The sequence below is a fragment of the Tessaracoccus pujii genome (assembly GCF_055326215.1).
The window spans coordinates 205,876-232,266 of the sequence record NZ_JBUZNP010000005.1 but is presented as its reverse complement, the minus strand read 5'-3'; the positions used below and the strand labels follow the sequence as shown (position 1 = coordinate 232,266).

At 69.9% G+C, this 26,391-nt stretch carries 31 protein-coding genes and 1 tRNA gene; 19 read left to right on the top strand and 13 right to left on the bottom strand.

Annotated elements, in window-relative coordinates:
• The first annotated feature begins 4 nt into the window (after nt 1-4).
• Both xseA and ACZK5N_RS09415 read left to right on the top strand, forming a co-directional pair.
• On the top strand, nt 5-1,234 hold the full coding sequence (gene xseA / locus ACZK5N_RS09420; RefSeq protein WP_463624827.1) for an exodeoxyribonuclease VII large subunit: 1,230 nt from the start codon (nt 5-7) through the stop codon (nt 1,232-1,234).
• Complete coding sequence (locus ACZK5N_RS09415; RefSeq protein ID WP_459019028.1) at nt 1,227-1,424, top strand: exodeoxyribonuclease VII small subunit; 198 nt, start codon at nt 1,227-1,229, stop codon at nt 1,422-1,424. The genes xseA and ACZK5N_RS09415 overlap by 8 nt, the downstream gene beginning before the upstream one ends.
• A 6-nt stretch (nt 1,425-1,430) precedes the next feature.
• On the opposite strand, the gene ACZK5N_RS09410 is transcribed toward ACZK5N_RS09415, so the two are convergent.
• The gene (locus ACZK5N_RS09410) at nt 1,431-1,985 is read right to left on the bottom strand and encodes a DUF4245 domain-containing protein (RefSeq protein ID WP_459019027.1); all 555 of its coding nucleotides are present in this window, start codon (nt 1,983-1,985) and stop codon (nt 1,431-1,433) included.
• Nucleotides 1,986-2,030: 45 nt separating this feature from the next.
• A complete protein-coding gene (locus tag ACZK5N_RS09405) occupies nt 2,031-2,831 on the bottom strand; it encodes an isoprenyl transferase (protein WP_459019026.1) in 801 nt (266 codons plus the stop codon).
• 85 nt (nt 2,832-2,916) lie between these two features.
• Here ACZK5N_RS09405 and trhA (ACZK5N_RS09400) point away from each other — a divergent pair, with 85 nt between their 5' ends.
• The 5 genes from trhA (ACZK5N_RS09400) to ACZK5N_RS09380 all read left to right on the top strand — a co-directional run bounded on the left by trhA (ACZK5N_RS09400) (nt 2,917) and on the right by ACZK5N_RS09380 (nt 7,402).
• Nucleotides 2,917-3,594, top strand: coding sequence for a PAQR family membrane homeostasis protein TrhA (gene trhA, locus ACZK5N_RS09400; RefSeq protein ID WP_459019025.1), 678 nt, complete (start codon nt 2,917-2,919; stop codon nt 3,592-3,594).
• Nucleotides 3,595-3,753: 159 nt separating this feature from the next.
• Nucleotides 3,754-5,100, top strand: a complete 1,347-nt coding sequence (gene phoH2 / locus ACZK5N_RS09395; RefSeq protein ID WP_459019024.1) for an RNA 5'-3' helicase PhoH2 — start codon at nt 3,754-3,756, stop codon at nt 5,098-5,100.
• A 208-nt stretch (nt 5,101-5,308) separates the two neighbouring features.
• Nucleotides 5,309-6,112 (top strand): DUF4397 domain-containing protein, encoded by an 804-nt coding sequence (locus ACZK5N_RS09390; protein WP_459019023.1) that lies wholly within the window; start codon nt 5,309-5,311, stop codon nt 6,110-6,112.
• A gap of 101 nt (nt 6,113-6,213) precedes the next feature.
• Complete coding sequence (locus ACZK5N_RS09385) at nt 6,214-6,786, top strand: RNA polymerase sigma factor (RefSeq protein ID WP_459019022.1); 573 nt, start codon at nt 6,214-6,216, stop codon at nt 6,784-6,786.
• Nucleotides 6,773-7,402 (top strand): hypothetical protein, encoded by a 630-nt coding sequence (locus tag ACZK5N_RS09380; RefSeq protein WP_463624826.1) that lies wholly within the window; start codon nt 6,773-6,775, stop codon nt 7,400-7,402. The genes ACZK5N_RS09385 and ACZK5N_RS09380 overlap by 14 nt, the downstream gene beginning before the upstream one ends.
• Nucleotides 7,403-7,412: 10 nt before the next feature.
• On the opposite strand, the gene ACZK5N_RS09375 is transcribed toward ACZK5N_RS09380, so the two are convergent.
• Entirely contained in the window at nt 7,413-9,422 is a 2,010-nt protein-coding gene (locus tag ACZK5N_RS09375) for a thioredoxin domain-containing protein (RefSeq protein WP_459019020.1), read from the bottom strand.
• A 51-nt stretch (nt 9,423-9,473) separates the two neighbouring features.
• Between ACZK5N_RS09375 and ACZK5N_RS09370 the strand changes: the two genes are divergently transcribed.
• The 3 genes from ACZK5N_RS09370 to greA all read left to right on the top strand — a co-directional run bounded on the left by ACZK5N_RS09370 (nt 9,474) and on the right by greA (nt 11,152).
• A complete protein-coding gene (locus ACZK5N_RS09370) occupies nt 9,474-10,058 on the top strand; it encodes a rhomboid family intramembrane serine protease (RefSeq protein ID WP_459019019.1) in 585 nt (194 codons plus the stop codon).
• 179 nt (nt 10,059-10,237) lie between these two features.
• On the top strand, nt 10,238-10,639 hold the full coding sequence (locus ACZK5N_RS09365) for a DUF4307 domain-containing protein (RefSeq protein WP_459019018.1): 402 nt from the start codon (nt 10,238-10,240) through the stop codon (nt 10,637-10,639).
• 12 nt (nt 10,640-10,651) lie between these two features.
• A complete protein-coding gene (greA, locus tag ACZK5N_RS09360) occupies nt 10,652-11,152 on the top strand; it encodes a transcription elongation factor GreA (protein ID WP_459019017.1) in 501 nt (166 codons plus the stop codon).
• Between the two features lies 1 nt (nt 11,153).
• Here greA and ACZK5N_RS09355 read toward each other — a convergent pair whose 3' ends face one another.
• A complete protein-coding gene (locus ACZK5N_RS09355) occupies nt 11,154-11,615 on the bottom strand; it encodes a DUF2089 domain-containing protein (RefSeq protein ID WP_459019016.1) in 462 nt (153 codons plus the stop codon).
• 1 nt (nt 11,616) lies between these two features.
• Nucleotides 11,617-12,411, bottom strand: a complete 795-nt coding sequence (locus tag ACZK5N_RS09350; RefSeq protein WP_459019015.1) for a hypothetical protein — start codon at nt 12,409-12,411, stop codon at nt 11,617-11,619.
• A gap of 117 nt (nt 12,412-12,528) precedes the next feature.
• On the opposite strand from ACZK5N_RS09350, the gene ACZK5N_RS09345 reads away from it, so the two are divergent.
• The 3 genes from ACZK5N_RS09345 (at nt 12,529) to ACZK5N_RS09335 (ending at nt 14,952) form a co-directional block, all read left to right on the top strand.
• Entirely contained in the window at nt 12,529-13,212 is a 684-nt protein-coding gene (locus ACZK5N_RS09345) for a uracil-DNA glycosylase (protein WP_459019014.1), read from the top strand.
• Nucleotides 13,213-13,285: 73 nt separating this feature from the next.
• Nucleotides 13,286-13,915 carry a peptide-methionine (S)-S-oxide reductase MsrA gene (msrA, locus tag ACZK5N_RS09340; protein ID WP_459020351.1) on the top strand — a complete coding sequence of 210 codons (630 nt, stop codon included), beginning with the start codon at nt 13,286-13,288 and terminating at the stop codon, nt 13,913-13,915.
• A gap of 26 nt (nt 13,916-13,941) precedes the next feature.
• Nucleotides 13,942-14,952, top strand: coding sequence for a hypothetical protein (locus tag ACZK5N_RS09335; protein WP_459019013.1), 1,011 nt, complete (start codon nt 13,942-13,944; stop codon nt 14,950-14,952).
• Between the two features lie 3 nt (nt 14,953-14,955).
• Here ACZK5N_RS09335 and ypfJ read toward each other — a convergent pair whose 3' ends face one another.
• A complete protein-coding gene (ypfJ, locus tag ACZK5N_RS09330; RefSeq protein ID WP_459019012.1) occupies nt 14,956-15,846 on the bottom strand; it encodes a KPN_02809 family neutral zinc metallopeptidase in 891 nt (296 codons plus the stop codon).
• 93 nt (nt 15,847-15,939) lie between these two features.
• Here ypfJ and ACZK5N_RS09325 point away from each other — a divergent pair, with 93 nt between their 5' ends.
• Nucleotides 15,940-16,632 carry an NUDIX hydrolase gene (locus ACZK5N_RS09325; RefSeq protein ID WP_459019011.1) on the top strand — a complete coding sequence of 231 codons (693 nt, stop codon included), beginning with the start codon at nt 15,940-15,942 and terminating at the stop codon, nt 16,630-16,632.
• Here the strand turns inward: ACZK5N_RS09325 and ACZK5N_RS09320 are convergent.
• Nucleotides 16,622-17,449, bottom strand: coding sequence for a Bax inhibitor-1/YccA family protein (locus ACZK5N_RS09320; RefSeq protein ID WP_459019010.1), 828 nt, complete (start codon nt 17,447-17,449; stop codon nt 16,622-16,624). The two genes, ACZK5N_RS09325 and ACZK5N_RS09320, sit on opposite strands and share 11 nt — an antisense overlap.
• Before the next feature lie 127 nt (nt 17,450-17,576).
• Between ACZK5N_RS09320 and ACZK5N_RS09315 the strand changes: the two genes are divergently transcribed.
• Nucleotides 17,577-18,995 carry an MBL fold metallo-hydrolase RNA specificity domain-containing protein gene (locus ACZK5N_RS09315; protein ID WP_459019009.1) on the top strand — a complete coding sequence of 473 codons (1,419 nt, stop codon included), beginning with the start codon at nt 17,577-17,579 and terminating at the stop codon, nt 18,993-18,995.
• A gap of 3 nt (nt 18,996-18,998) precedes the next feature.
• Here ACZK5N_RS09315 and ACZK5N_RS09310 read toward each other — a convergent pair.
• Together ACZK5N_RS09310 and ACZK5N_RS09305 are read right to left on the bottom strand one after the other, a co-directional pair.
• Nucleotides 18,999-19,072 (bottom strand) — tRNA-Leu (locus ACZK5N_RS09310).
• 153 nt (nt 19,073-19,225) lie between these two features.
• Nucleotides 19,226-19,693 carry a TY-Chap domain-containing protein gene (locus ACZK5N_RS09305; RefSeq protein ID WP_459019008.1) on the bottom strand — a complete coding sequence of 156 codons (468 nt, stop codon included), beginning with the start codon at nt 19,691-19,693 and terminating at the stop codon, nt 19,226-19,228.
• Between the two features lie 142 nt (nt 19,694-19,835).
• Here ACZK5N_RS09305 and trhA (ACZK5N_RS09300) point away from each other — a divergent pair, with 142 nt between their 5' ends.
• The gene (gene trhA, locus ACZK5N_RS09300; protein WP_459019007.1) at nt 19,836-20,513 is read left to right on the top strand and encodes a PAQR family membrane homeostasis protein TrhA; all 678 of its coding nucleotides are present in this window, start codon (nt 19,836-19,838) and stop codon (nt 20,511-20,513) included.
• A gap of 234 nt (nt 20,514-20,747) precedes the next feature.
• Here the strand turns inward: trhA (ACZK5N_RS09300) and ACZK5N_RS09295 are convergent, their stop codons facing one another.
• Nucleotides 20,748-21,305 carry a hypothetical protein gene (locus tag ACZK5N_RS09295; protein ID WP_459019006.1) on the bottom strand — a complete coding sequence of 186 codons (558 nt, stop codon included), beginning with the start codon at nt 21,303-21,305 and terminating at the stop codon, nt 20,748-20,750.
• Between the two features lie 155 nt (nt 21,306-21,460).
• Here ACZK5N_RS09295 and ACZK5N_RS09290 point away from each other — a divergent pair, with 155 nt between their 5' ends.
• The 3 genes from ACZK5N_RS09290 to ACZK5N_RS09280 all read left to right on the top strand — a co-directional run bounded on the left by ACZK5N_RS09290 (nt 21,461) and on the right by ACZK5N_RS09280 (nt 24,276).
• Nucleotides 21,461-22,180: a hypothetical protein gene (locus ACZK5N_RS09290; RefSeq protein ID WP_459019005.1), complete on the top strand. Its 720-nt coding sequence runs from the start codon at nt 21,461-21,463 to the stop codon at nt 22,178-22,180.
• Nucleotides 22,181-22,241: 61 nt separating this feature from the next.
• Nucleotides 22,242-22,760, top strand: coding sequence for an NfeD family protein (locus ACZK5N_RS09285; protein ID WP_459019004.1), 519 nt, complete (start codon nt 22,242-22,244; stop codon nt 22,758-22,760).
• Nucleotides 22,761-22,782: 22 nt separating this feature from the next.
• Nucleotides 22,783-24,276 (top strand): flotillin family protein, encoded by a 1,494-nt coding sequence (locus ACZK5N_RS09280; protein ID WP_459019003.1) that lies wholly within the window; start codon nt 22,783-22,785, stop codon nt 24,274-24,276.
• On the opposite strand, the gene ACZK5N_RS09275 is transcribed toward ACZK5N_RS09280, so the two are convergent.
• The 3 genes from ACZK5N_RS09275 to ACZK5N_RS09265 are packed head-to-tail and all read right to left on the bottom strand — an operon-like array spanning nt 24,262 to nt 26,372.
• Entirely contained in the window at nt 24,262-25,179 is a 918-nt protein-coding gene (locus ACZK5N_RS09275; RefSeq protein ID WP_459019002.1) for a Ppx/GppA phosphatase family protein, read from the bottom strand. The two genes, ACZK5N_RS09280 and ACZK5N_RS09275, sit on opposite strands and share 15 nt — an antisense overlap.
• Complete coding sequence (locus ACZK5N_RS09270) at nt 25,176-25,700, bottom strand: DUF501 domain-containing protein (RefSeq protein WP_459019001.1); 525 nt, start codon at nt 25,698-25,700, stop codon at nt 25,176-25,178. Before ACZK5N_RS09270 ends, ACZK5N_RS09275 begins: the two co-directional genes overlap by 4 nt.
• Nucleotides 25,701-25,736: 36 nt before the next feature.
• Nucleotides 25,737-26,372 (bottom strand): FtsB family cell division protein, encoded by a 636-nt coding sequence (locus ACZK5N_RS09265; protein ID WP_459019000.1) that lies wholly within the window; start codon nt 26,370-26,372, stop codon nt 25,737-25,739.
• Nucleotides 26,373-26,391 lie beyond the last annotated feature (19 nt).

The window sequence follows — 26,391 nt, the reverse complement described above, 5'->3', positions numbered from 1 at the left end:
TCTGATGGGCATGCAGAGCTCCGCCGAGCAGCCCCAGCCTCTGGGCCGGGTGATCATGGCGGTCAAGGACTGGGTGGGTCGGCTCGGCGAGGTCTGGGTGGACGCGCAGGTCGTGGAGATCAAGCGTCGCAGCGCGCCGACGCAGTTCCTCATCTTCCGCGACCGGGTGGCGGACATGTCGGCCCAGGTCACCGTGTCCTCCCTGGTGCTGGACGCTGCCGGGCCGCTGCCTGAGGGGTCGCGGGTGACCGCCCGGCTGAGGCCCAGGATGTGGGAACGCAACGCGTCGCTGTCCTTCGAGTGTCTGGAGATCCAGGTCGCCGGGGAGGGGCGCCTCCTGGCGGCGATCGAGCAGCTCAAGCGCAAGCTGCAGGCCGAGGGCCTGTTCGACCCGGCCCGCAAGCGTCGCCTCCCCCTGCTTCCCCGCGTCATCGGGCTGGTCACCGGTAAGGACTCCGACGCCGAGCGCGACGTGGTCACGACCGTGGCCCGACGGTGGCCGGCGGCCCGGATCCGCACACGGCACGCCGTCGTGCAGGGTCCCACTTCCGCGGAGTCGGTCATGCTGGCGCTGGCCGCCCTCGACCAGGATCCGGAGGTGGACGTGATCATTCTCGCGCGCGGCGGCGGATCCCTGGAGGATCTGCTCTCCTTCTCCGACGAGGGCCTGGTGCGGGCCGTCGCCGCCGCCCGCACTCCCGTCGTCACCGCCATCGGGCACGAACGCGATGCGCCCATCGTGGACCTCGTGGCGGACCTGCGGGCCTCGACCCCCACCGACGCCGCCAAGCGCGTCGTACCGGACCACGCCGTCGAGGCCTCAGCCCTCGGGGACGGGCGGGCCAGGCTCCGCCGCGCCATCGGCGCACGGATCACCGAGGCCCAGCGGCATCTCGACCAGCTGCGCTCCCGCCCGGTGATGATCGACCCCACGAGCGCTTTCGCGGCGCACTACGACCGGCTCAGCCTGCTGCGGCACAAGCTCGACTCGTCCATCGAACGACGCCTGCGCGACGAGGAGTCCCAGCTGCGGTCCGCCGTGAGCTCCATCCGGGCGTTGTCCCCGAAGCGGACCCTCGAGCGCGGCTACGCCGTCCTCGTCGACGACGGGCACCACTCGGTCTCCGCCGTCGCGGACACCGCGACCGGCGCCCGCATCCACGCCTATCTCGCCGACGGCTCGCTCGACCTCGACGTCGTCGCCACCACCCCGAAGGACACCCACCATGGCTGACCAGAAACTCACCTACGAGGCCGCACGCGACGAGCTCGTCGACGTCGTGCGAAGGCTGGAGTCCGGCGGGGCGTCGCTGGCCGAGTCCATGGACCTGTGGCAGCGCGGCGAGAAGCTCGCCGACATCTGCCAGGGGTTTCTCGACGGCGCCAAGGAGCAGGTGGCCAAGGCGCGACCAGCCGCGGACTAGCGCGGCCTACCGCGCCTCGACCAACGTCGCGGCGAACGCCTCCAGGGCCGTGAAGTCGGCATCGGCCGTCACGATGGAGGTCACGACGTCGTCGGCGTGGACGAGGCTGCGGGTGCGGCCGTCGGCGCTCTCGTAGCGCTCCCAGGTGCGCCCGGCCAGGTCGACGTCATCGCCGAGGGGACGGCCCTCCCGTGTGGTGTCCGCGACGAAGCCGGCAGGCGCGCCGTCGCGCTGCTGGACGCCGTAGTAGATCTCATCCGGGGCGAGGTAACCCACCTGCCACCAGTTGCCGGTGGCCGGATCACCGGTGATCCAGGGGTCGCCCTCCTTGGCCCAGGCGACCCGGACGGGGATCCAGTCCGCGCCGGGCTCCGCGGCGCGCAGGGGCGGGTAGGGCGACTCGGCCACCGCCCGGGCCAGGGTCTCCTCGACGCTGACCGCCTCGGGCCGGGGCTCCGGCGTGACGGTGAACCACCACGCGATCAGCGCGATGGGCACCAGCAGTACAGCCATCGAGATCACCATGTCCCGCGTGCGGGCGTTCGGGTTGCGGCGGGCCATGGGCGCCATCGTCCCACGCCCCCGGGTGGGCGGACAACGCGACGCTCAGCGTCCGAAGCGGCGCTCGCGGGCCGAGTACGCGCGCAGCGCGCGGACGAAATCCACGCGCCGGAAGTCCGGCCAGAGGGCCTCGCAGAAGTAGTACTCGCTGTGCGCCGACTGCCAGAGCAGGAACCCGGACAGGCGCTGCTCACCCGAGGTGCGGATGATCAGATCCGGGTCCGGCTGCCCCCTCGTGTAGAGGTGCGCGGAGATCTCGTCGATCTCCAGCGTCTCGGCCACATCGCTCAGCGTGGCGCCATCCCTCGCGCGGGCCGCCAGAAGTGACCGGACCGCGTCGCGCAGCTCATGCCGCCCTCCGTAGGCCACGGCCACGTTGACGTGCATGCCGGTGACGCCGGCGGTGGATTCCGACGCCCTCCGCAGCGCCTGAGCCACATCCTCGGGGAGCAGGTCCAGAGCTCCGACGGCCTGGACGCACCAGCGGCCGGTGGCCGCCAGATCCGTCACGAGCTGGCTGATCACCTCGAGGAGCGGGGCCAGCTCGTCGTCCTCGGCACGCTCGAGGTTGTCCGTGCTCAGCACCCAGAGCGTGATGACGGGGATCCCGGTCTCGTCGCACCACTCCACGAACTCGAGCAGTTTCGCCGCCCCCGCCCGGTACCCCGCGACCAGGGGCTGACCAGGAGCGTTCATGCGCGCCCAGCGCCGGTTGCCGTCGGCGAGGACCGCCACGTGCCGCGGGAGGCTGGCGCGGTCGAGTTGACTGAGCACCTGCCGCTCGTACCAGGCGTAGAGCCACCGGGGCGGCCACCAGCGTTCGACGAGGCGTTGCACCGCTGACATGCGAAATACACTAGCGCCCAGTTGGCTTCGCAGCGCCGCAGGAGTAACCTACGGTGGCGTAAGTTACTCTACCGTAGGTATGAACATGACCAGCATCGCTGAGCCCCCCTTCCAGGCCACCCACGCAGCCACCACAAAGCCGAAGCTGCGCGGATGGCTGCATCTCGGCATGGCCCCCGTCGCCTTCCTCATCGGGCTGACGTTCACCGTGTTCGCACCGACGCTGACCGCGCGGATCGGCTGCGGGATATACACGCTGGCGGCCGTGCAGTTGTTCGGCACCAGTGCCGCCTACCACCGCGGCACGTGGTCCTCCCGGACCAACGCCCTCTTCCGGCGCATCGACCACTCCAACATCTTCGTCTTCATCGCGGGCACCTACACCCCGTTGGCCCTCACGCTGCTCGAGGGCAGCTCACGCGTGACGCTGCTCGCGTTGATCTGGAGCGTCGCGCTGCTCGGCGTGCTCTTCCGCATCCTCTGGCTCGGCGCCCCCCGCTGGCTCTACACGTTCCTCTACGTCGCCATGGGCTGGGCCGCCATGGGGTGGCTTGCCCAGCTCTGGGCCTCCGGTGGGCCGGCGGTGGTACTCCTGGTGCTCGCCGGTGGCCTGGTGTACTCCCTGGGCGCCGTCGCGTACGCCACGAAGCGGCCGCAGCTGTCACCCGCCTGGTTCGGCTTCCACGAGGTGTTCCACGCATGCACGATCATCGCGGCCCTGCTGCACGCCGTCGCGATCGGTCTGGCCGTCTTCCCGGGCTGAATGAACAGCGAATGACATCGGTGTGATTCCTCTAGCCGTGGAGGGGCCGGGGGGTTATTGTCGGCCCATGGAGATGCACTCCATCCCAGCCCAGACGGTCCTCTAGCAAGATTCGGGGACCGACGTGGTGAGCGCGGCCCCCGGCGAAAGGGAGCAATCGTGCTCAACGCGTCCCACCAGCAGGCTTCCCACACCGATGTCCGGCCCGACACGGCCATCAAGACCTACGTCGTCGATACCTCCGTCCTCCTCTCGGACCCGAAGGCGATGCTCCGCTTCGCCGAGCACAACGTGATCCTGCCCATCGTGGTGATCACAGAGCTCGAATCCAAGCGCCACCACCCGGAGCTGGGCTACTTCGCACGGTCCGCGCTCCGCCTGCTCGACGACCTGCGCATCCAGCACGGGCGCCTGGACACCCCCATGGCCACCAACGAGCAGGGCGGCAACCTGCGGGTCGAGCTCAACCACACGGATCCCGAGTCACTGCCTGCCGGCTTCAGGCTCGGCGACAACGACACCCGGATCCTGGCCGTGGCGCTCAACTACTCCAACGAGGGCCACGATGTGGTGCTGGTCTCGAAGGACCTGCCGCTACGAGTCAAGGCGGCCGCCGTCGGCCTGGCAGCGGAGGAGTATCGCAACGAGCTGCCGCTCCAGGCGGGCTTCACCGGCATGGCCACGATCGAGGTGACCACCGATGACGTCTCCGCGCTGTACGAGGACGGCCACGCGGTGATCGACGAGGCGGCATTCCTGCCCACCCACACCGGCATCGTGCTCCACGCGCCCGGGTCGAGCGCACTGGGGCGAAGGCTCCCCGACGGCTCGGTCAAGCTCATCAAGCACGACCGCGAGGTGTTCGGCATCCACGGCCGATCGGCCGAGCAGCGGGTGGCGCTGGACCTGCTCATGGACGACTCCATCGGCATCGTCTCCCTGGGCGGTCGCGCCGGCACCGGCAAGTCCGCGCTCGCGCTGTGTGCCGGGTTCGACGCGGTGCTCGAGCAGCGCAAGTACACCAAGGTCATGGTGTTCCGCCCGCTCTACCCCGTCGGGGGCCAGGACCTCGGGTTCCTGCCCGGCACCGCCGGCGAGAAGATGGCACCCTGGGGGCAGGCCGTGTTCGACACGCTTTCCTCGGTGACCAACAAGTACGTCATCGACGAACTCCTGGAGCAGGAGATGATCGAGGTGCTGCCGCTGACCCACATCCGGGGCCGGTCGCTGCACGACGCCTTCATCATCGTCGACGAGGCCCAGTCGCTCGAGCGCAACGTGCTGCTCACGGTGCTCTCCCGCGTAGGGAAGAACTCGCGCGTGGTACTCACCCACGACGTGGCGCAGCGGGACAACCTGCGGGTGGGCCGGCACGACGGCATCGTCGCGGTGATCGAGAAGCTCAAGGGCAACCCGCTTTTCGCCCACGTGACACTGACCCGCTCCGAGCGCTCGCCGATCGCGGCCCTGGTGACCGACATGCTGGAGGTCGACGAGCTCTCCTGACGGAAGTCAGCCAGGCGACGGCTGCGTCCGACGCGGTCCCTGAGGAGGCTCAGGGACCGCGTCGGCGGCCTCCTCAGAGACCCGGGGAGCCGGTGCAGAAAGTTCCTTGAAAAAAAGTCGCATTCGGTGCATCCGAATCGGGGGGAGCCGGCGAAGTACTCCATGTCAGGGCGATCGTCGCCCGTGGACACTTCGAAAGGACACTCCCATGAAGCTCGCCCGCCTGTTCGCCGCCGGCTCCCTGGCCCTCGCCGCCGTCGCCGCACCCGCCGCGCTGGCCCACGCCGACGACCACACCGCCACGGTCTCCATCCTGCACGGAGTCCCGGGCGCCACCGTCGACGTCTACGCCAACGGCGCCGAACTGCTGACCAACTTCGCCCCCGGCACCCTGACCGATCCCCAGATGCTTCCTGCCGGCGAATACGACCTCAAGGTCGTCGCGGCCGGCGCCGGCGCCGACGGTGCGGCAGTCGTGGAGGCCATGGACGTCAATGTCCCGGCCGGCGCGAACATCACCGTCGTGGCCCACCTCACCGCCGACGGCAAGCCCGCACTCACCCCGTTCGTCAACGACACCTCCGCCTCCGACGAGGGGGCCCGCCTGACGGTCCGCCATGTGGCCGCCGCCCCTGCGGTGGACGTCCGAGCGGGCGGCGCCGTCGTCGTACCGGGCCTCGAGAACCCGAAGGAGGCCATGCTTGCCCTCGCGGCCGGCACGGTCGCGGCTGACGTCGTCGCAGCCGGTACCGACACCGTCGTCCTCGGCCCGGCCGACGTGGACGTGGCCGCAGGGATGAACACCATCGTCTACGCATGGGGTTCCCTGGAGGACGAGAGCCTCGCCCTCGCCGTGCAGAGCGTCAAGCTGGTGCACGGCATGCCCAGCACCGGCGCGGAGGGCCCGGGCGACACGTCATTCCTCAGCCTCGCCGCCGCCTCCCTCATGATCGCCGGCGTCGCCACCACGGTGGTCGCGGCCCAGCGGTCTCGGGCGCGCAGCCAGGCCTGATCCATCCGAGAGGCCGGCTCCCGTCCCGCGGACCGCTCCGCGGGACGGGAGCCTCGCCGCGCCACCACCAAGCCGGAGAGGGGTGTGCCACACTGATCTGCGTGACCGCCGATACGCTTGCCACCCCGGTGAGCCTGTTGGCCGCGCGCTTCGCGGCAGGTGATGAATCGGCCCTTCGGGAAGCTTTCTCGCGCTGGTCCCGACTCGTCCACACGATCGCGCGCAGCTCGCTCGGCTCCTCCACGGACGCGGACGACGTGACCCAACAGGTGTTCATCGCCGCCTGGAAATCCCGGGCGACTCTGCGCGCCACCGACGAATCGCTGCCGGCCTGGCTGATCGGGATCTGCAAGCTCAAGGTCATCGACGCGCTGCGCGCCAGGTCCCGCGGTTTTCGCACGGACGAAGCGGTGGCCAGGGAGGCCCTGGTGGGTGACCCGCCCGTCGAGGCGGCGCGCACCGACGCGGTGGTCGATGCGGTGGTGGTGCACGACGCTCTCGCCACCCTGGGTGATCCCCGGGCCACGATCCTGCGGATGGTGTACCTGGAGGACCGCACGCATGACGAGGTCGCACAGCGGCTCGCCCTACCATTGGGCACGGTCAAGTCGCACGTCAGACGAGGATTGGAAAGGCTGAGGGCAGTGTTCGAGGAGGTGGATGCAGGTGTCTGACCGCGAGTACCCACTCGACGAGGTGGCCGAGCGTTTCCGCCGGGCCGCGCGCACCGAACCCGCATGGTCGGATCCTGGGCCGGGCACATGGGAGGCCATCGCGGCGGCCACAGGCGTCTCCCCCGGGGCCGCTCAGGACGCCACCCCCCGGCGCGCGCCGGCGGCCGGTCCCACCGTCGGCCGGCGCGCATGGTTGTTCGGTGTGGGTGGACTGCTGCTGGGCGCCGCGGCCGGGGCCGCCGGGATGTGGGCGGCAGTGGGACCCGATGACGCCGGCGACGCCGTCCGGCGGGCAGTCCTCACCCCGCTGGATCGTCCGGACGAACGGCTGGGAACCGCCGAACTCCTGCGGCGCAGCGCCGGGTACAGCCTGTCCGTGGAGGTACCTCAGGGCGTTGCGAACCCCAGCGGATACGTCGAGGTCTGGCTCATCAACACGGACCTGGCGCGGATGATCTCGGTGGGCGTGTTCACGGCCGAGACCGTTGGGCGGTTCACCGTGGACGAGGCGCTCATCGAGGCCGGCTACCTCATCGTGGACCTGTCCAACGAGCTGTTCGACGACGAGCCTCGGCACTCGGGTGACACCATCATGCGCGGCGCGCTCCAGCAGTAAGCGGGCCGTTCTACACCCGGGTCCAGAGCGGCGTCTTGAGCTCGTTGTAGTCCGTCACCGGGTCGAAGCAGACCGTGCCGCGGCACACGTACACCGCGTGGGCGGTCCGGTTCTCCAGATGAGAGCCCCAGCCCTCGGCCCCGGCCGGAGCGGTGACGACGGCGGATCCGGCCGGCGCCAGCCGCCAAGACGCGCGCGCCAGCTCGTCGAACGGGTCCTGGCTCACGACGACGGCGACCGCCGGCTTGAGCCCGCGGCGAGCCTCGTCACTGATGAGCAGGTCTGCCAGCGCGGCCCCCGCGAACCTTGGACTCTCGGCCACGGCGGGCCAGGTGGTGCGCGCGGCCGCGTCGGCGCGCTCGATCAGGTCCGGGCGTTCCGCGAGGAGACCCACCACCCGGAGAGCCGCCACCAGAGCCGACGTGCCGCTCGGGGTCACGTTGTCCGTGGTGGACCGGGGACGGTCGAAGAGCCCCGTGTCGGCCGCGTCGTAGAAACCGCCGTCGTCGTGTCCGAACAGCTCGACCGCGCGGTCCACCAACCCCTCGGACCGACGCAGCCAAGCCGCGTCACCCGTCGCTCCCGCGAGCAGCGCGAAGGCCTCCGCCACGGCGCCGAAGTCCTCCGCGGCGCCGACGCCCGGCCCGGCCACGGCGTCGCGCGAGGACCGCCGGAGGTCGCCGTCGGCCAGGTGGACGTCGACGAGGTGCTGAGCGGCGCGGACCGCCAGCTCCAGCCACCCCTTCTCGTTGAACACCAACGCCCCCGTGACGAGCGACGAGATGGCCCAGCCGTTCCACGACGCCACCACCAGGGTGTCCGACCCGGGCCGGAACCGCGTGGCGCGCTCCTCCAGCAGGATGGCCGCCACGGACTCGAGCTTGGCGAAGTCCGGGCGCCCGCGCAGTTGCAGCGTGGAGAGTCCGTCCTCGAAGGTGCCACCTCGGGTGACGTGGAACACGTCCGCGGCCCACTCCCCCAGTTCGGGGCCGAGGGCGTCGTCAAGCAGCTCAGGGTTCCACAGGTAGAAGATTCCCTCGTGGACGGCGCCGCGGATGTCGCAGGAGTCGGCGTCGAGGCCGCTGATGAATCCCCCGTGGTCGGTGACCATCTCCCGTTCCAGCCACTCGACGATGCCGTACGCGGTGCGCTCCAGCAGAGCCCGCAGGCCCGCATCGTGGTCCGCCGTGCGCCGCCACCCGCGGACGTAGGCGCCCAGGAGGAGGGCGTTGTCGTAGAGCATCTTCTCGAAGTGCGGCACCACCCAGCCCGGGTCGACGGCGTAGCGGTGGAAGCCGCCGCCCACCTGATCGTGGATGCCGCCGCGGGCCATCGCCTCGAGGGTGCGCTGCGCCAGCTCCAGCGATCTGGGGTCGCCCTTGACGAGCAGCGCGTCAAGGAGGGTGGGCGCCGGGAACTTGGGCTGCCCGCCGAACCCACCGTGGATCAGATCGAACGACGACTCGACGGCGTCGATGGCGGCCCGGAGGTCCGGGGAGGTGTCGGGCGACGGTGCGGCCTGCGACCTCAGCGTCTGCACCACGTACGCGGCCGAGGCAACCACCTTGTCGCGGCGTGAATGCCAGGCGTCGGCCATCGCCTCCAGCACCTGACGGAAGGACGGCTGGCCCCCTTGGGCCACCGGCGGGAAGTACGTGCCGGTGAAGAACGGCTCCCCCGTCGGCGTGAGGAACGCGGTCATCGGCCACCCGCCCGTGCCACCGTTCATGGCCTGCGTGGCCACCATGTACAGCGCGTCGACGTCGGGGTGCTGCTGCCGATCCACCTTGATCGCCACGAAATGCTGGTTGATGTAGCGCGCGATCTCCGCGTCGTCGAAGGACTCGTGGCTCATCACGTGGCACCAGTGGCAGGAGGCGTAGCCGACGGACAACAGAATGGGACGGTCCAGCTCGACGGCGGACTCGAGCGCCTCAGGTGACCACTCCCACCAGTCGATGTTCTGGTGCGCGTGCTGGAGGAGATAGTCGCTGGCGGACTGTGCGAGGCGGTTGACCATGCGGACAAGGGTAACGGCCGCGTGCTTGCCCTCGTCCGTCACACTGGTGGCATGAGCGTCGAGCCGGTCAGCAAGCCCACCCTGTCCCGCGCCCTCGTCATCATCGGCGGCCTCCTCGCCGTGATGTGGGTGCTGGAAATTGTGGACGCCATGACACTCAACAGCCTGGATTACTACGGGATCGAGCCCCGCCAGGCCGAGGATCTGCCCAACATTCTCCTCGCGCCGTTCCTGCACTACGGCTGGGGCCACCTGATCGGCAACTCGCTGCCGTTTCTGGTGCTCGGCGTGCTCACCTATCTCGCCGGCGTCGTCCGATGGATGGTGGCGAGCCTCACGTCGGTGGTGACGTCGGGGCTGGCGGCCTGGCTGCTGTCCCCCCTCGGCACCATCACGGCGGGCGCCTCCGGAGTGATCTTCGGCTGGCTCGCCTACCTGTTGGTGCGCGGAATCTTCAGCGGGAGGCCCGGCCAGATCGCCATCGCGGTGGTGGTGTTCCTGCTCTACGGCTCCGTGCTGTGGGGCGTCTTCCCCACCGCCGCCGGCGTCAGCTGGCAGGCCCACCTGGGCGGAGCCGTCGGAGGCGTGGCCGCCGCGTGGCAGCTGCACCGCCGCCGCGATTCCGCTCCCGTCTAGATGTAGAACTCCGGGACCAGCGGCACCTGACGAAGCCCGGAGAGGAGGTCGCGTGCGGGTCCCCGGCGAGCCTGGGGTTGAGCACCGAGCCGCGTTGGCCCCTAGGGGGGCTCGGGCGCGAACATGACATTCTGGCAGGCCCGGCGGGACCGGTGGGCGTGTCAGGGCACAATGGACCGGTGACCAGCCAGGACGAAGCCCGCATCGCCGCCCGCTATCCCCAGCGCTCCCCCGTGGACTTCATCCTCGGAGGCCTGGCGGGGGCGGCGGTCCTCGGCGCCATCATCCTGGTGATCGTCACCGGCGTGGTGCGCTCCAGCCCGCCGGTGGCCGCGATGATCCGCGGGTTCGAGGTGGAGAGCCCCTCCAAGGTGACCGCCGAGCTCGTGATCCAGCGGGAGGACCCGGCGGTCCCGGTGGAGTGCCAGGTGTACGCACAGGCCACATCGTTCGAGAAGGTGGCCGAGCAGCTTGTCGAGGTCCCCGCCGGCGACGCCGTGCTCACAGATGTCCACATCACCCTGCGCACGGTGAAGGAGGCCACGAGCGTGAGCATCGAGGGCTGCCGCACGGTGGGCTGATAGGCTTGCTCAATGTCCGAAACTTCTACCGACGTGGTCTGGCTCACGCAAGAGGCCCACGACAAGCTCGCGGCCGAACTCAACGACCTGAAGACGGTCGGGCGCCCGGAAGTGACCGCCCGCATCGCTTCCGCCCGCGAAGAGGGTGACCTCAGCGAGAACGGGGGCTACCACGCCGCCCGCGAGGAGCAGGGGCAGATGGAGAGCCGCATCCGCCAGTTGGAGGACCTGCTGCGCCGCGCCCAGGTGGGCGAGCCCGAGGGCGCGCACGACGAGGTGGCCCCCGGCAAAGTGGTCACGGTGGCCTTCGACGGGGACGAGTCGGACACCGAGACGTTCCTGCTCGGCTCCCGGGAGATCCTCGGCACGGATTCCTCGGTGGGCCACGCGGTCTCACCCCAGGCGCCGCTCGGCGCCGCCGTCGTGGGCGCGAAACTGGGCGACAAGGTCACCTACGAGGCACCCAACGGCCGCGAGATCACAGTGGTGGTCACCAAGATCGATCTCCTCTGATTCAGGCCCTCAGCAGCTGAGCCGCGACCTCCGCGCTCAACTCCCCCCTCGCCACGCGCGCCAGGATCTGATCCTGGGCTGATCCGGTGGCCGGCACCTCCTCGCCATACTCGGACGCTTCGTCGCCCCCCTCAGCGTGGGGCGGGGCGGGCGCGGCGTCGACGGTGGGTTCCGCTTCCGCGCTCGGGGTGAGTCCCAGCTTGGCCAACACGGCATCCAGCCGGCCCCGAGCCGTGGGGTAGCTCACCTGGAGGTGCTTCTCCACCTCTCGGAGGTTTCCCCGTGAGCCCAGGAACACGCGAAGCAGGCTGAGGTCCGCCTCGGAGAGGGCGCAGAAGTCACAGCTGGCGAACTCGCCGGCGATCTCGGTGCCGCAGTGCAGGCAGCCCTTACGGATGGTCATGAGCGGGTCCCCGCACACGGGGCACTCCGCGGGAGCGTGGTAGAGGTGGCGTCCGGTCATCTCAGTCCTCCGTCTTGATCGTGGCCATGCCCATGACGACGGCGATGTCGAGCCGGGCGGAGCCGTTGCCCACCACGTACTCGTCGACGCCCTCACTGCCACCCGGCCAGCTGATCCGGCCGAGCCGCGCCTCGCCGCGGATGGTCACGTTGGCCCCCTTGGTGAGGTGCACGGTCAGGGTGCCCGATTCGACGCGTAGGCGGGAGCGTCCCATGCTGATGGGGCCGCTCACCGCGATGCCGCCCGCCTGGCTGAGCAGGTCCTCGATCTCGTGGACGTCCTCCAGGTTCGAGCCGCCCGCCGTGACGCGGATGCGGCCGAGGCGGGGCACCCCGACCGTGCGCAGGCCGCCGGTGGTGACCTCGGCGTCGACGATGAGCGAGGGGTTGACGCGGATCACCAGTTCCTTGCCCAGACCGATGTCGCGGAGGTCCTCCAGGTTGCGCGGCGGCCGGATGAGCGAGAAGCCCTGAAAACTCGGGCCGAACTCGCCGGTGGAGTTGACCTCCATGACGGTGCCCACGCGCCGCAGCACGTGCGGGCCGTCGATGGTGAGCGTGGTGACCGACGCGTCACCCTCGATGCGCACCCGGCGCCCGACGGCGGTGACGGCCACCCGCGCCAGCCCGCCCACCTTCGGGCCGCCGTTGGTGGTGGTGTCCTCGGGAATGTCGGTGCCGGCCTTGACCCCGGGGGTGGGTGCCTTGGCCGCCTCGATGCGGCGGCTAGCCTCGGCGGCGTCGATGCGGCCGGCGGCGAGATCGTCCAAGATGGGACCGATATCGGGATTGCTCATGACTCAATGGTAATCGGCCTTTCCATTACGGAAAGGCAGGCTTGCCACTTTCCCGGGTCGAGTCAGGCTCAACCCTGACCCAACCGATCGCCCGGGGCCGTGTGCCAGAGTTGCCCCATGCCGAAGCAGCTCACCGATCTCATCGCTCCGGACTGGGCGGAGGCCCTTGGCCCGGTCGAGGACAACATCTCGGCCATGGGCGCCTTCCTGCGCGCGGAGATCGCGGCCGGGCACGGATACCTGCCGTCCGGCGAGAACATCCTCCGGGCGTTCACGCGTCCCTTGGCGGACGTCCGGGTCCTCATCCTCGGCCAGGACCCCTACCCGACGCCGGGCCACCCCGTCGGCCTGTCGTTCTCCGTGGCGCCGGAGGTGCGTCCCCTGCCGGGGAGTCTGGTCAACATCTACCGCGAGCTCGACGCGGACCTCGGCATCCCCGCCTCGAAGCACGGGGATCTCACACGCTGGTTCGAGCAGGGCGTGCTCCTGCTCAACCGGGTACTGACCGTGCGCCCGGGCGCCCCCGCGTCCCACCGCGGCAAGGGGTGGGAGGCGGTCACGGCGTGCGCGGTCGAAGCTCTGGCCGGCCGCGGCGGACCGCTGGTGGCCATCCTCTGGGGCAGGGACGCCCAGACGGCCCGTCCGCTGCTCGGTGAGGTCCCGGTCATCGCCAGCGCCCACCCGTCGCCCCTGTCCGCCCGGACCGGCTTCTTCGGGTCGAGGCCCTTCAGCCAGACCAACCGGCTCCTCGAAGCGCAGGGCGGCTCCGCCATCGACTGGCGCCTGCCCTCTGCAGGGTGAAACGAACCGGTTGCCCATCGGGGTTAGCATCGGGAGCATGGAGATCGACGTTCTCGCCTGGCTCAATGCCCGCATGTCCACGCCCCAGAAGGTGGGCGAAGCCGACGCGTTGCCGGGGCGCACGTCCCCCGTCCTGGCGCCCATCCCCAGGCACGCGGTGCTCGGACTTCCCCTCGACGAGGTACCCCCGCGCTGCGAGGTGGCCTACTTCGCCCTGGGCTGCTACTGGGGCGAGGAGCGCCTGTACTGGGAGGTCGACGGCGTGGTCAACACCGCCGTGGGGTTCATGGGTGGGATCACCCCGAACCCCACCTACCAGGAGACCTGCACCGGCCGGACCGGCCACACGGAGACGGTGCGGGTGGTGTTCGACCCGGTCCGCGTCTCGTACGAGGACCTGCTGCGCCTGTTCTGGGAGAATCATGACCCCACCCAGCTCAACCGCCAGGGCAACGACGTCGGCACCCAGTACCGATCGGCCGTCTTCCCCGTCGACGAGGCACAGCGGGAGGCCGCCGAGCGCACGCGTGAGGAGTTCCAGGCTCAGCTGACGGACGCCGGGTTCGGCCGGATCGCCACGGAGATCGCTCCCGGGCAGGTGTTCTACTACGCCGAGGTGGAGCACCAGCAGTACCTGCACAAGAATCCCCAGGGCTACTGCCCCAACCACGCCACGGGCGTGACCTGCGGCCCGCGGAGCTGACCACCGGCGTCTCCTACACTTGCGCCATGCGGAGTTGGCGGGTGGGGGTGGCAGCGCTTGCCCTCGCCGTCGCCACCGGCTGTACGGACCCAACTCCCGCGCCCACCGGCACCGCCGCACCGTCGACCACAGTCGGCGTGTCGGCGCCGCCCGTCAGCAACTCCCCCACTGCCGCCCCGTCGCCCAGCGGCAGCCCGCTCCCTGCCCGTGCCCTGCCCGTCAGCTTCCCTGTCACCGAGGATCTGGTCGACGGCTCGGCCGCCGAGGTCGTGGGGGAGCTGCACCGCGTGGCGGGTGGCCTCCCTGTGCTCAAGGTGGACGTCACCAGTGACGCCGCGACCCTCAGTGCCCTTCTGCCGGACCTCGGCGTGGCCACCTACCAATGGCGCGATGGCGTCATCGACCGAGTGGACTCGGACGTGCAGTACTTCGACCAGGCCACCTTCGACCCCAATGACTTCCCGTTGGAGTCCGTCGGCCGAATGTTCGACGTGGCGGACCTGCGCGGGGTACGCGGTGACCTGGTGCTCCAGATCGTGGACTACCGCGACGGTCAGGTACTCATGACCGTCACCTCCCGCCCGGAGTCCGAGACCGTGTTCTACCGGCAGGACGGCACCGCGGTCGCGGTCCTGGGGGTGACCTCGGTGGCGGACATCACCGCCGGACTCGCCGAGGTTCTGGGCGACGCCCGTGAGGTGTACGCCGTCGGCTTCAACCTAGCCCGGGGGTACTGGGCAGACCTGCCGGACGTGGATCCAGGCGTGGTGCTGAACCGCGCGCGCGTCGGAGCCGTCCCCGTGTTCGAGACGAGGCGCACCGATTCGCCCGCTCTCACCACGTTCGACCCCGCGCTCATCCAACCCGCGGCACTCGCCAAGACCGTGGCTCAGTTCCAGACCACGTCGGAGGAGCAGTGCGACGTGCTCATCGACATGAGCCTCCAGCGCTCCGCGCCGGTGGCACGCGTGGACTGCCAGGGCGAAGTGCACTACGCGGACCTCGAAGGCCGCGACATGACCGACCTTGTCGGCTGACCGCTACTGCCCCAGATCGTCGGTGGAGAACGTGTCACACACGTTCGGGTCTCCGCTGTTGAAGCCCTTGGCCACCCACAGCTGCCGCATCTCGGATGAACCGTGCGTCCAGCTCTCCGGAACGACACGGCCGCCCTGCTGCTCCTGGATGTGGTCATCGCCGACTGCTCGGGCGGCGTCGACGATGCGGTTGAGGTCGTCCTGCGTGATCGACTCGATGGGCGATTGCGGATCCTTGAGGGTGTTGTTGAACCACACCCCGGCGTAGCAGTCGGCCTGGAGCTCGAGGCGCACCTGGCCGGAGGTGGGTCCGGTGTCGTTGCCCATGGAGCGCGCCTGCTGCATGGTGCCGGTCAGGTTGGAGATGTGATGGCCGTACTCGTGGGCGACGATGTAGGCCTCCGCGGCGTAACCGCCGGCCGCGCCGAGCTGGTTGAGCAGAACGCCCATGAACTCGGTGTCGATGTAGATGGTCTGGTCTCCGGGGCAGTAGAAGGGGCCCATCTCAGACGAACCGGTACCGCATGCCGTCGCCACCTGGCCGGTGAACAGCTGGGTGGTGCCGGGCTGGTAGCCCTCGACGACCTGACTCCAGTAGTTCTCGATGGCCACCACGTAGGCCGGCCATCGGCAGTCCGGGTTGGTGTCGATGTCCGCGCCGGTCTGGCACTCGGGGTTCTGGCCCACCGTCGAGGGTTGCGCCTGACCACCGCCCAGGATGTCGTCCGGATTGATGCCCAGGTTGCCCCCGCCGAAGACCAGCAGGAGCAGGGTGATGATGAGGCCGCCGATGCCGCCACCGACGGCGATCCCGCGGCCGCCACGGCGACCGCCGCCTCCCCCGCCGTAGCGGACGTTGGCGTTGTCGATGCGGGCATTGTCCCGGAACTCCATGGATCGCTCCCTCACGCTTGGTCCGTCCATCCTAACCGGACGGCCGTCGACGCGGCAGAGGATCATCTCCGGACCAGCGACTAGACTTGTCCAATGCGCGTCGTCGGTGTCACCAGTCCCGTGGGGGCGCCGGTGGCAGGCTTCCCCGTGGAGCACGGACGCCACCCCCGGGTCACCATGTTCGACCATGGCTTCGTGCCCCTCCGCCCCCTCGGGGCCACCATGCAGAGCGATGACATCGTCTTCACGTGGCTCGTGCGCGAGGTGTGCGCGGCGGACCACCGCCCTCAGGAGCGTCACACGGTCTACGTGGCCCCGTCGCAGGAGACGCCCCGGCTGCACCAGCGTGTCGGCGCCTACGCGCTCGTGTTCTCGGACCGCGGGATCCTGGGCACCGTGAACTCCTCAGCCACGGCGGCCCCCGGAACCTGGGCGCTGCCGGGCGGTGGGGTGGACCCGGGTGAGTCCCCGTCGGATGCGGTGCTGCGCGAGATCTACGAGGAGACGGGCCAGGAGGTGGTGATCGACAGGGTGCTGACCCTGGAGTCCGAGCACTGGGTGGGCCGTTCGCTCTCCGGGAGGCTGGAGGACTTCCACGCATTGCGGGTCATCTACGGCGCCACATGCAAGACACCCAGTGACCCCGTCGTCCACGATGTGGGTGGATCGACGCAAGAGGCCAGCTGGGTGCCGACGCGCTCATGGCGCAGATTGCATTGGACCAACAGCTCCCGGACGCTGCTGTCGCAGTTCGCCCGGAAGCTGGGCCGTCCGCTCAGTTCCTGAAGTAGCTCATGATGCGCAGGATCTCGGTGTACAGCCACACCATGGTGACCGTGATGCCGAGGGCCGCGCGCCACGACTCCTGAGCCGGGGCCTGGGCCGCGATGCCGCGCTCGATCGAGTCGAAGTCCACGACGAGGCTGAGCACCGCGAGGATGACCGCCAGCACCGAGATGCCGATGGACAGCAGTCCGGCGCCTGAGCCGATGTCGCGGATGCCGAGATCGATGCCGAACAGCGCGAGCACCAGGTTGACCAGGAATACGGCCGCCAGCGACGCGGTGGCAATGAAGACCACCTTGCGGAACTTGGCGGTGACGCGGATGTTGAAGAACTTGTACGCGGCGAGCGTGGCGCCTGCCGTGACGAAGGTCGCGAGCACCGCGGACACCACGATGCCGGGGTACATCAGCTCGAACAGGAGCGAGAACGCGCCCACGAAGACGCCCTCGACCGCAGCGTAGAACAGCACGCCGCCGACGGGGAGCTTGGCCCTGCCGGCCACGAACAGCACCGTGACGAACCCGACGAGGGCCGACACGATCACGGCCGGCATCAGCAGGCTGGTGGGGATGAACATGAACGTGGCGATGGCCACGACGAGCACCACGCCGAGCGTGATCGCGCTCTTGGCGATGACGTCGTCCAGGGTCATCACGCCGCCGACGCGGGCCGGCTGCTGGGAGGGTGCGTAGGGCGACTGCTGGGGGTACTGGGAGTATTGCGGCTGGTCGTAGCCGTAGCCGGGCTGCGGGTACTGCTGCTGCGGGGCAGCGTTCCGCGCGAAGGCGTCGGGGCGACCGATGATCGGATTTGCCATGTCACTTGCTCTTTCTGGGCTGACCCAAGGAGGAGTCTGTCGGTCTCCATGGTACCGAGGACCGCAACACATCTGCCCTTCGACGGGTTCGGCGTGGCGACCCCGCCGTCGTGCGACGATCGGAGTCATGAGCACTCCTCAGACCGCGACCCTCACGTTCCTCGGTGCGGCCGGCACTGTCACCGGCTCGAAGTACCTGCTGACCCTCGGCGGCAGGCGGATCCTCGTCGACGCCGGCATGTTCCAGGGCGAGAAGCAGTGGCGGACCCAGAACCGGGCGGACTTCCCGGTTGATCCCGCCTCGATCACCGACGTGCTCCTCACACACGCGCACACGGACCATTCGGCCTACCTTCCGGCACTCGTCAAGCACGGGTTCCGGGGGCCCATCTGGTGCACCGAGGCCACGATCCGCCTCGCCGAGATCGTGCTGCGGGACTCCGGCCGGCTCCAGGAGCAGTCGGTCACGGATGCGCTCCGCGGCGGCTACTCGAGGCACGAGCCGCCCGAGGCGCTCTACACCGGCGTGCACGTCGAGGACACTCTGCCGCTGATGCGCCCCGTCCCGTTCGACACCGATGTGGACCTCGACGGTGTCACCGCCCGCTGGGTGCGCGCGGGCCACATCCTCGGCTCCGCGAGCATCCACGTCCGGTTCGGGGACCGCAGCGTGCTGTTCTCCGGAGACCTGGGCCGCCACGACCACCCCATCCTCAAGCCCCGTGAGACGCCGCCCGGGGCCGACGTCGTGCTCTGTGAGTCCACCTACGGCGACCGCGAGCATCTCGAGCCCGAGCTGGCGCACGAGCCGTTCGCCGCGGCCATCCGTCGCACCGTCGAGCGTGGCGGGCAGGTGGTGGTGCCGGCGTTCGCGATCGACAGGACCGAGACGGTGCTGCACGCGCTGGTGCGCCTGACGCGGGAGGGTCGCATCCCTCGGGTACCCGTCGTCGTGGACGGGCCGATGTCGATCGCGGCCCTGGCCGTGTACGCCGACGAATCGCTGGGCGAGTTGGCCGAGGACATCACACTGGCCGACTTCACCGACCTCGACCTCGGTGAGGCTCGCGAGGCGCGGGACTCGAAGAAGCTCAACAGCCGCACCGACCCGATGATCATCGTCAGCTCCTCCGGCATGGCGGAGGGCGGGAGGGTGCTCTATCACCTGCAGCGGCTTCTGCCGGACCCGCGCAACACGGTGGTCCTCACCGGCTTCCAGGCAGAGGGGACGCGCGGCCGTGCGCTCGAGGAGGGCGCCCACTCGGTGAAGATCAACGGCCGGTACGTGCCCGTCAAGGCTGAGATCGTCCGGGACCACGAGTTCTCGGTGCACGGGGACGCCTCCGACCTCCTCGACTGGCTGCGTGAGCTGGACAGGGAGCCAGAGACGGTGTTCATCACGCACGGCGAGCCGCAGGTCGCGGCCACGTTCGCTCGTCGGATCGAGGACGAGCTGGGCTGGGTGGCGGTGGTGCCACGGTTCGGCGAGGTGGTCAGCCTGCTGGCCGACGGCGTGGATCCCGATGACCTGGACGTCGCGGACTGAGGGTGCCCCCGACGGGATTCGAACCCGTACTGAAGCGGGTTTAAGCCGCCTGCCTCTGCCAGTTGGGCCACGAGGGCGCGACGGCGATTCTAGCCGCGCGACAACACCTCCATCTGGTGCACCACCCGCTTCACCGCCTCCTCTGATCGGTCCGACGGGTACCTGTACTTGCGCAGCAGCCCGAAGGCCGTCACCTCCCTCCCACTGCCGTTGCCGGAAACGTGCCGATGTCAGTCGCGGAACCCGTCGCCGCGAACGGCGAATCCTCCACCCTTGAGAAAGGCTGGGTGGATCACGGAGAACACGTCGCGGAGCACGGAGGCTGCCACGGCCGCGGCCTGCATCGCCTCACTGACGGGGAGCACCAGCCGATACGCCGAGCTGTGCCTGCTGAAACGGCGCAGCCCACACTTCCGCAACGCGGACATGTCGGCCCGGGTCAAGCGATAGGCGCAGGCCAGGACATCGTTGCCCTCCACGATGACGCCGACCTCGCCCTCCCATGCGAAGGTCATGACGGAGGGGGTGGCTTCCATCCCGGATCCGCCGTCCTCGTCGTCATCGTCCACGTAGCCGTCATCGATACTCGCCAGCAGGTATTGCCCTGGACGCAACTCCCGCACCGCGGCTGCGTACTCCTGCTCGAACGTCCGCCACGACGCCTCCACCGTGGCTTCCAGATCGATCACGTCGTCCATGAGGACCTCCTACCGTCCGCGCGCCGACCTGAGTGTCGACGACTGACGCCGACGCTAGGGCGCAGGTACGACAGTTTCGCCCCGGTAAACTGCGTCGTGACGGGACCCCCCTCACGCACGGCCACACGGCGGAAGGCGGCTGGTGAACAGCGCTATCAGAAGCAGGGACGGCAGCATCCACGTGACCGACGAGCGGTTCAATACCCTCTCGCACCTGGTGGCCTTCTGCTTCTCGGTCATGGGGACGGTCCTGCTCGTCTCCCAGGCCGTCGCTCAGGGAGACCCCTGGAAGATCGTCGGGTTCGGCGTCTACGGGCTGTCCCTCATGACGCTCTTCGCGGCGAGCACGCTCCACCATGGGCTCGACCGCGGACCCCGGGTGAACGAGGCGCTGCGGACGCTCGACTACGCATCGGTCTTCACCCTGATCGCCGGCACGGTCACTCCCCTCGTGCTGGTGCTCTTCCGCAGTGTCTACGGATGGGCGGTGTTTGGCGCGGTGTGGGCCGTCGCGATTCTAGGGATCGTGCTCCGTTCGGTGTGGCGTCGAATCCCGAAGTACGTCACCAACACCCTCTACATCACGCTCGGCTGGATGACCATCGCGCTGTTGGGCGCGGACGTCTCGCTCCCGCCGACGGCACTCGTCCTGCTTGCGGCGGGCGGTCTGGTGTACAGCACGGGCTTCGTGATCTACGTGATCGAGCGGCCGAACCCCTGGCCCGGCCGGTTCGGCTTCCACGAGATCTGGCACGTGCTCGTGGCCGTGGCGGCGTTCCTGCACTACCTCTTGATGTATCGCTACGTGCTGCCGGCGTGATCCACGCCTTGTCGAGACGACGAGACGCGGCTCGTTTGCCGCTCTCGGAGTTCACAGGCGTCGATCACCCGTACCACCGTCGGCCGCGGTTGCTCCGCTGAACTCATCCGCAGAGCGAGGATCGTTGCGGACGTGGCCCAAGCCGCCGGCGTCCTGCCAGCCCAGCGGACGTCGGCCCGGCCAGAAAGAATCTCTCTACGACTTCACCCGATTGGTACGCCTGATCGAAAATTGTCAGTGGTCGGTTCTAGCGTGGAGCACATGAAGGATTCGGCGCGCGAGATCGCGGAGCAGCTGCGCTCCGTCGACGAGCTGCGCCGCTTCGCCGAGGCGACCACGCTCACCTTGATCTGCGAGCTTGCCGAGCAGTACCACGTCGAGGACGACGACGTGCTGGAAGTCCTCGCGGAGCGGAAGGTGATCGTCGGCGGCAGCGGCACCCCGGCGGTGTCCGAGTTCATCGGTCTGGAGTTGGCAGGGCTCCTGCGCTGCCCCCCGGTCGTCGCCGCTTCCAAGCTCGCCGCCGCACTCAACCTCAAACACCGCCATCCCCGCCTGTACACCGCGGTGCAGCAGGGGGAGATCGAGGCGGCGCGTGCCTGCAAGGCCGCAGAGCTGTGCCTGGACCTCCCGGCCGACATGGCAGATCATGTCACCATGCGGTGGGTCGCGAAGCAGGATGCGTTGGGCTGGACGGCTTCGCTCAACCTGCTGCGGAAGATGATCATCGAGGCAGACCGGGCCCGCGCCGCGGAACGCGAACGGCAACAGCGCGCCACCCGCGGAGTCCACCTCTGGGGCCTGTACGACGGGGTGATGAACCTCACCGGCCGCCTCGACGTGATCGACGCCCGCTACCTCGACGCGGCCGTCGCCGCATCGCGGACCTCCTCGCAGCCGAGCAGCCCGCAACGTCGAAGACGATCCTGCGCGCCAAGGCGCTCGGAGTGCTCGCCAACCCCGCCTACGCGCTGGCCCTCCTCCAACGCGCCGCACAACCCGCCCTCCTGGACGGCCCCTCTGCCGTCGCCCTCGAGAGCGCGGCCGCCACGCCCGACAACCAAAGCATCCCGCTCGGTGCGGGCGTCGCCCTGCCGGACCCTCCCGACGAGTCGGGGGGCGCACAGCGGCACGATCCGCACTGCGTCGGCGCCCTCTGCGGCACCATCACCACGCCGCTGGCCAAGCTCCGCCCCAAACTGGAGCTCGCCGTCCACATCCACACCGACGCCATCGGCCACCTCACCGGCGCTGCCCGCGTCGACAAGGCCGGGCACATCACCACCGCGCTGCTGGCCGAACTCCTTCCGGGCCTCGAAATCACAGTGCAGCCGGTGATCGACCTGCCGGAAATCCCCGCCGAGGACCACTACGTGCCCACCGTGGGGCTGAAGAAGGCCCTCCTACTGACCCTGCACCACGAAATGTTTCCCTACTCACAGCGCCGAGCCCACGGCCTGGACCTGGATCACACCCAGCCCTACGTGCCGGGCTGCCACGGCCAGACCTGCGTCGGGAACCTCGCCCCCCTCGGACGCAAAGCCCACCGCGCCAAGACCGCACGACACTGGCGCGTCGACCAACCCAGACCCGGACAGTTCTACTGGTTCAGCCCTCTCGGTTACCGCTACGAGACCACACCCACCGGCACCCGCATGCTCGCCTAGCGAGAGGTGCACGGGGCGCCCGCTACGCTGGGAGTGTCCACCCACCGGAGGGGAGCAGCCGTTGACTACGTTCTTGATCATCGGCGCTGTCGGCATCGCGCTCGTACTGGCGACCCTGATCCTCGGTGATGTGCTCGACGGAGTGCTCGGCCTCGACGCCCTGGACAGCGATCTCTTCTCGATCTCCAGCATCGCGGCGTTCGTCGGGGCCTTCGGGTTCGGCGGCGCGCTCTCCCTGGCACTGGTCCCCAACACGCTGCTCGCCGTCGTGGTCGGCGGAGCCATCGGCTCCACCGCCGCGTGGGGCGCCCTGTGGCTGACCAGGCGGCTGCGTGCCGGCGAAGACGCCGCGACCTTCCGCTCGGACTCGATGATCGGCCACCCGGCCCGTGTCATCACCCCCATCCCCGCCGACGGGTACGGGGAGATCCACGTCACCGTCGGCGGCCACGTGCGCAAGGTCAGCGCCCGGTCCGCCCGGCCCGTCGCTGCAGGCACCGAGGTGTGGGTCTCCTCAGTGATGTCACCCACCGCCGTCGAGGTCACACCCACAGACCACACCCCCGAGATCACCGACTGATCCCGCCTAGAAAGGCACTGCCATGCCCCCCGCCCTGCTCCCGATCGCGGGACTCCTCCTGCTGTTGCTCCTCGTGGGCCTCCTCGTCGCCAGCCGCTACAAGGTGGCCAAACCCAACGAGGCGTTCATCATCACCGGCCGCAAGGGCAAGGAGGTGCGCAACCCCGAGACCGGGCTGGTCTCCACCGACCTCAGCGGCCAGAAGGTGGTCATGGGAGGCGGCGTGTTCGTGGTTCCGTTCATCCAGCGCCTCCACGTGCTGGACCTGTCGTCACGTCGCATCATGGTGACCATCCGCAACGCCGTGTCCGGCCAGGGCATCAAGCTCAACGTCGACGGCGTGGCCATCGTGAAGGTCGGCGGCAACGAGGATTCGATCCGGGCCTCCGCCCAGCGCTTCCTCAGCCAGCAGGCCGAAATCGAGACGTTCACGCAGGAGACGCTCGCCGGCTCGCTGCGCTCCATCGTCGGGTCCTTGACGGTCGAACAGATCATCCGCGACCGGGCGGCCTTCGCGCAGCGCGTCACGGACGAGTCGGAGTCCTCGCTCACCGGACAGGGCCTGGTGCTCGACACGTTCCAGATCCAGGACATCACCGACGACGGCACCTACCTGTCGGACCTGGGCCGCCCCGAGTCGGCCAAGCTGGGCCGCATGGCCGCCGTGGCGGAGGCGGAAGCGCGCCGCGAGGCCGAGCAGGCGCAGATCGCCGCCGAGCAGGAGATCGCGATCGCCACCCGCGCCCTCGTCCTCAAGCAGGCCGAGATCCAGGCCGAGACCGACGCCGCCCGCGCCCAGGCGGCCGCCGCCGGGCCCCTCGCGCAGGCGGACCGGGACCAGTCCATCCTGTTCGAGCAGGAGAAGGTGGCCGTGGCGCAGGCGGCCTTGAAGGAACGCCAGCTCGACACCGAGGTCCGGCGCCCAGCCGACGCCGAGCGCTACCGCGTCGAGACGGCCGCTGAGGCTCAGCGCAACGCGGCCATCTTCGAGGCCGACGCCCGGAAGGCCGCCTCGATCGCCAACGCCGAGGCGGAGGCGGAGAAGGCCCGGCTGAGCGGCGTCGGCGAGAAGTCCCGGCGCTCGGCGCTGGCGGAGGCCGAGGCCATCGAGGGCGCCCGCCGCGGCGAGGCTGAGAAGGCCCGGCGCACGGCGGAAGCGGAAGCGGTCCGCGCCGAGGGCGAGGCTCAGGCGGCCGCGGTGCTGGCCGTCGGCCAGGCGGAGGCCGAGGCCATGAACAAGCGCGCCGAGGCGTTCGCGCACTACAACGACGCCGCCGTGCTGCAGATGCTGATCGAGGTGCTGCCACAGATCGCGGAGAAGATCGCCGCGCCGATGGGCAACATCGACACGCTGACGATCGTGTCCACCGAGGGCGCTGCGGCACTCCCCAAGGCCGTCACCTCCAACATGCTGCAGACGATGCAGATGGTGAAGGACGCCACCGGCTACGACCTCACCGCGGTCCTTGACCGGTTCGCCGCCAGGGACGCGGCCCCGGAGTCAGCGGTGCAGTAGCCCGAGCGCGATCCCGTCGAGGATGTCGGTCTCGCTGACCAGCACCGCTCCTCCCGGGACGCGGCGGGAGATCTCGTCGAGGATCAGCCCGCCGGCGCCGAGGACGGCGGCGCGGAGCGGGTGCATGCACGGCTCTGCGGCGGTCTCCTCGGCGGTCTGCGCCAGCCAGCGGTCCACCGTGCGGGCAATGTCGTCGCGGCTCAGCACCGTCTCATGGACCGCCTGGCGGGAGTACTCCTGCAGCCCCAGCACCGACGCCGCGACACTCGTGACGGTCCCGGCGACGCCGATGGCGGAGGTCAGGGAGGCGAAGTCCACGCCCGCGCCGTCGAGGAGGTTGCCGACATGCGCGCGGGCGGCGGCCACCTCGTCCGCCGTGGCGGGATCCGAGGGCATGAGGCGCTCCCGGACCCGGACGGCGCCGATGTCCAGGCTGACCGCCGAGGCGATGGTGGGGCCGTCGTGCACGACGATCAGCTCGGTCGACCCTCCGCCGATGTCGAACACCAGCGCCGGCGTTGGCGTGTGCACGCCGCTGAGGACACCCATCGTCGAGAGGAGCGCCTCCTCGTCGCCGGAGATGACGTCCACCTCGACATTCAGGCGCCGGCGCACCGAGGCTTCGAAGACGTCGCGGTTACTCACGTCACGGGCGGCAGAGGTGGCGACGAACCTGACGTCACCCACCTGGTGGCGCTCGATCAGGCCCGCGAACTCCTCGAAGATGACCTCCGCGCGGGCGAGTGCGTCGGGGTGGAACTCACCCGTGGCGTCGACGCCCTGACCCAGGCGGGCGAGGCGCACCTCTCGGGCCAGTTCCGTGACGCCGCCGTCGCTTTCCCGGCGCAGGATGAGCAGGCGGATGGAGTTGGTGCCGCAGTCGACGGCGGCGACGGTGATCATGCGTCCTCCGGGAGGCAGGGGGTGGTCCAGAACTCGCCGAGCAGCGCCAGCGCCTCGTCCCCGAGGGGGTTGACGCCGGGTCCGGCGGCGAGCGAGTGGCCGACGAGCACGTGCAGGCACTTGACCCGCGTGGGCATGCCGCCGGCCGAGATGCCGTCGATCTCCTCGACGTGGCCGAGTTCGGCACGGTCCGCGAGGTAGGCCTCGTGGGCCGCGCGGTACCGGTCCGCCAGCTCACCGTCGGCGGCCAGCCGCTCGGTCATCTCGGCCATCAGGCCCGACGCCTCGAGGGTGGAGCATCCGGCGACGGCGCGCTGGCAGGTGAGGTAGTAGGTGGTGGGGAAGGGGGTGCCGGTGGCGAGCCGCGGCTGCGTCTTCACCACGCCCGGCCTCCCACAGGGGCAGCGCCACGCCACGGCCGCGACACCGCGCGGCTCACGTCCGAGCTGCGCCTCGACGGCGGCGAGGTCCGCCTCGCTGGGCCCGCCGTCGTGGGCGTCCGGGTGCTGGGTCTGGGTCATGAGGCCTCCTTCCGATGCCCGAGCCTAGCGGCCATCTCAGCGCTCCGGCGTCGGCGCCGGGCTGGGTGCGACGGTGCGGTCGGGATCCGCCGCCGGTGACGCGCTGGGCTCGGGAACGGGCTGGTCCGCTACCGCGACGGAGCCCCACATCCGCTCCCACCACAGACCGGTCTCGCCGGGTCCCGGGGCGTCCTCGATGGTGGCGCCGTCCAGCGGCTGCCCGTCCGCGCCGATGACGCGGTATCCCACCTCGCCGGGCATCACCCAGCCGAGCCGGACCCGGGCGACGGAGCGGACGTATTCCGGATCGTTCCAGCGGTTGAGCTTGTCCTCCAGGTCGGCGATCCGTTCCTGCTTGGCCGCGATGTCGGCCCGAACGGCCGCGATCTCCTGAGACTGCGCGAAGTACACCCGCAGCGAGTGCGCCAGCACCAGCGCCAGTCCGGCGGTCACGACGAGGAGGACCGCGAGCCGCCACGTGGCCGACAGCGCCCTCTGCGCGCGCGGCACCGGACCCGGGCGGGTGTCCATGGCCGCCCGGACGTCCGGCTCGGCGAGCGGCTCGACGCGGGGGCGGTGGGTGCGCTCCCCCGGACGCGCAGTGGTCCGGGCCCGCGGAGTTCCGCGACCCGGACCACTGGTGGTCGGCTTGTTCCGAGGAGTCTGAGGCACTGATCCAGTGTGCCGGATC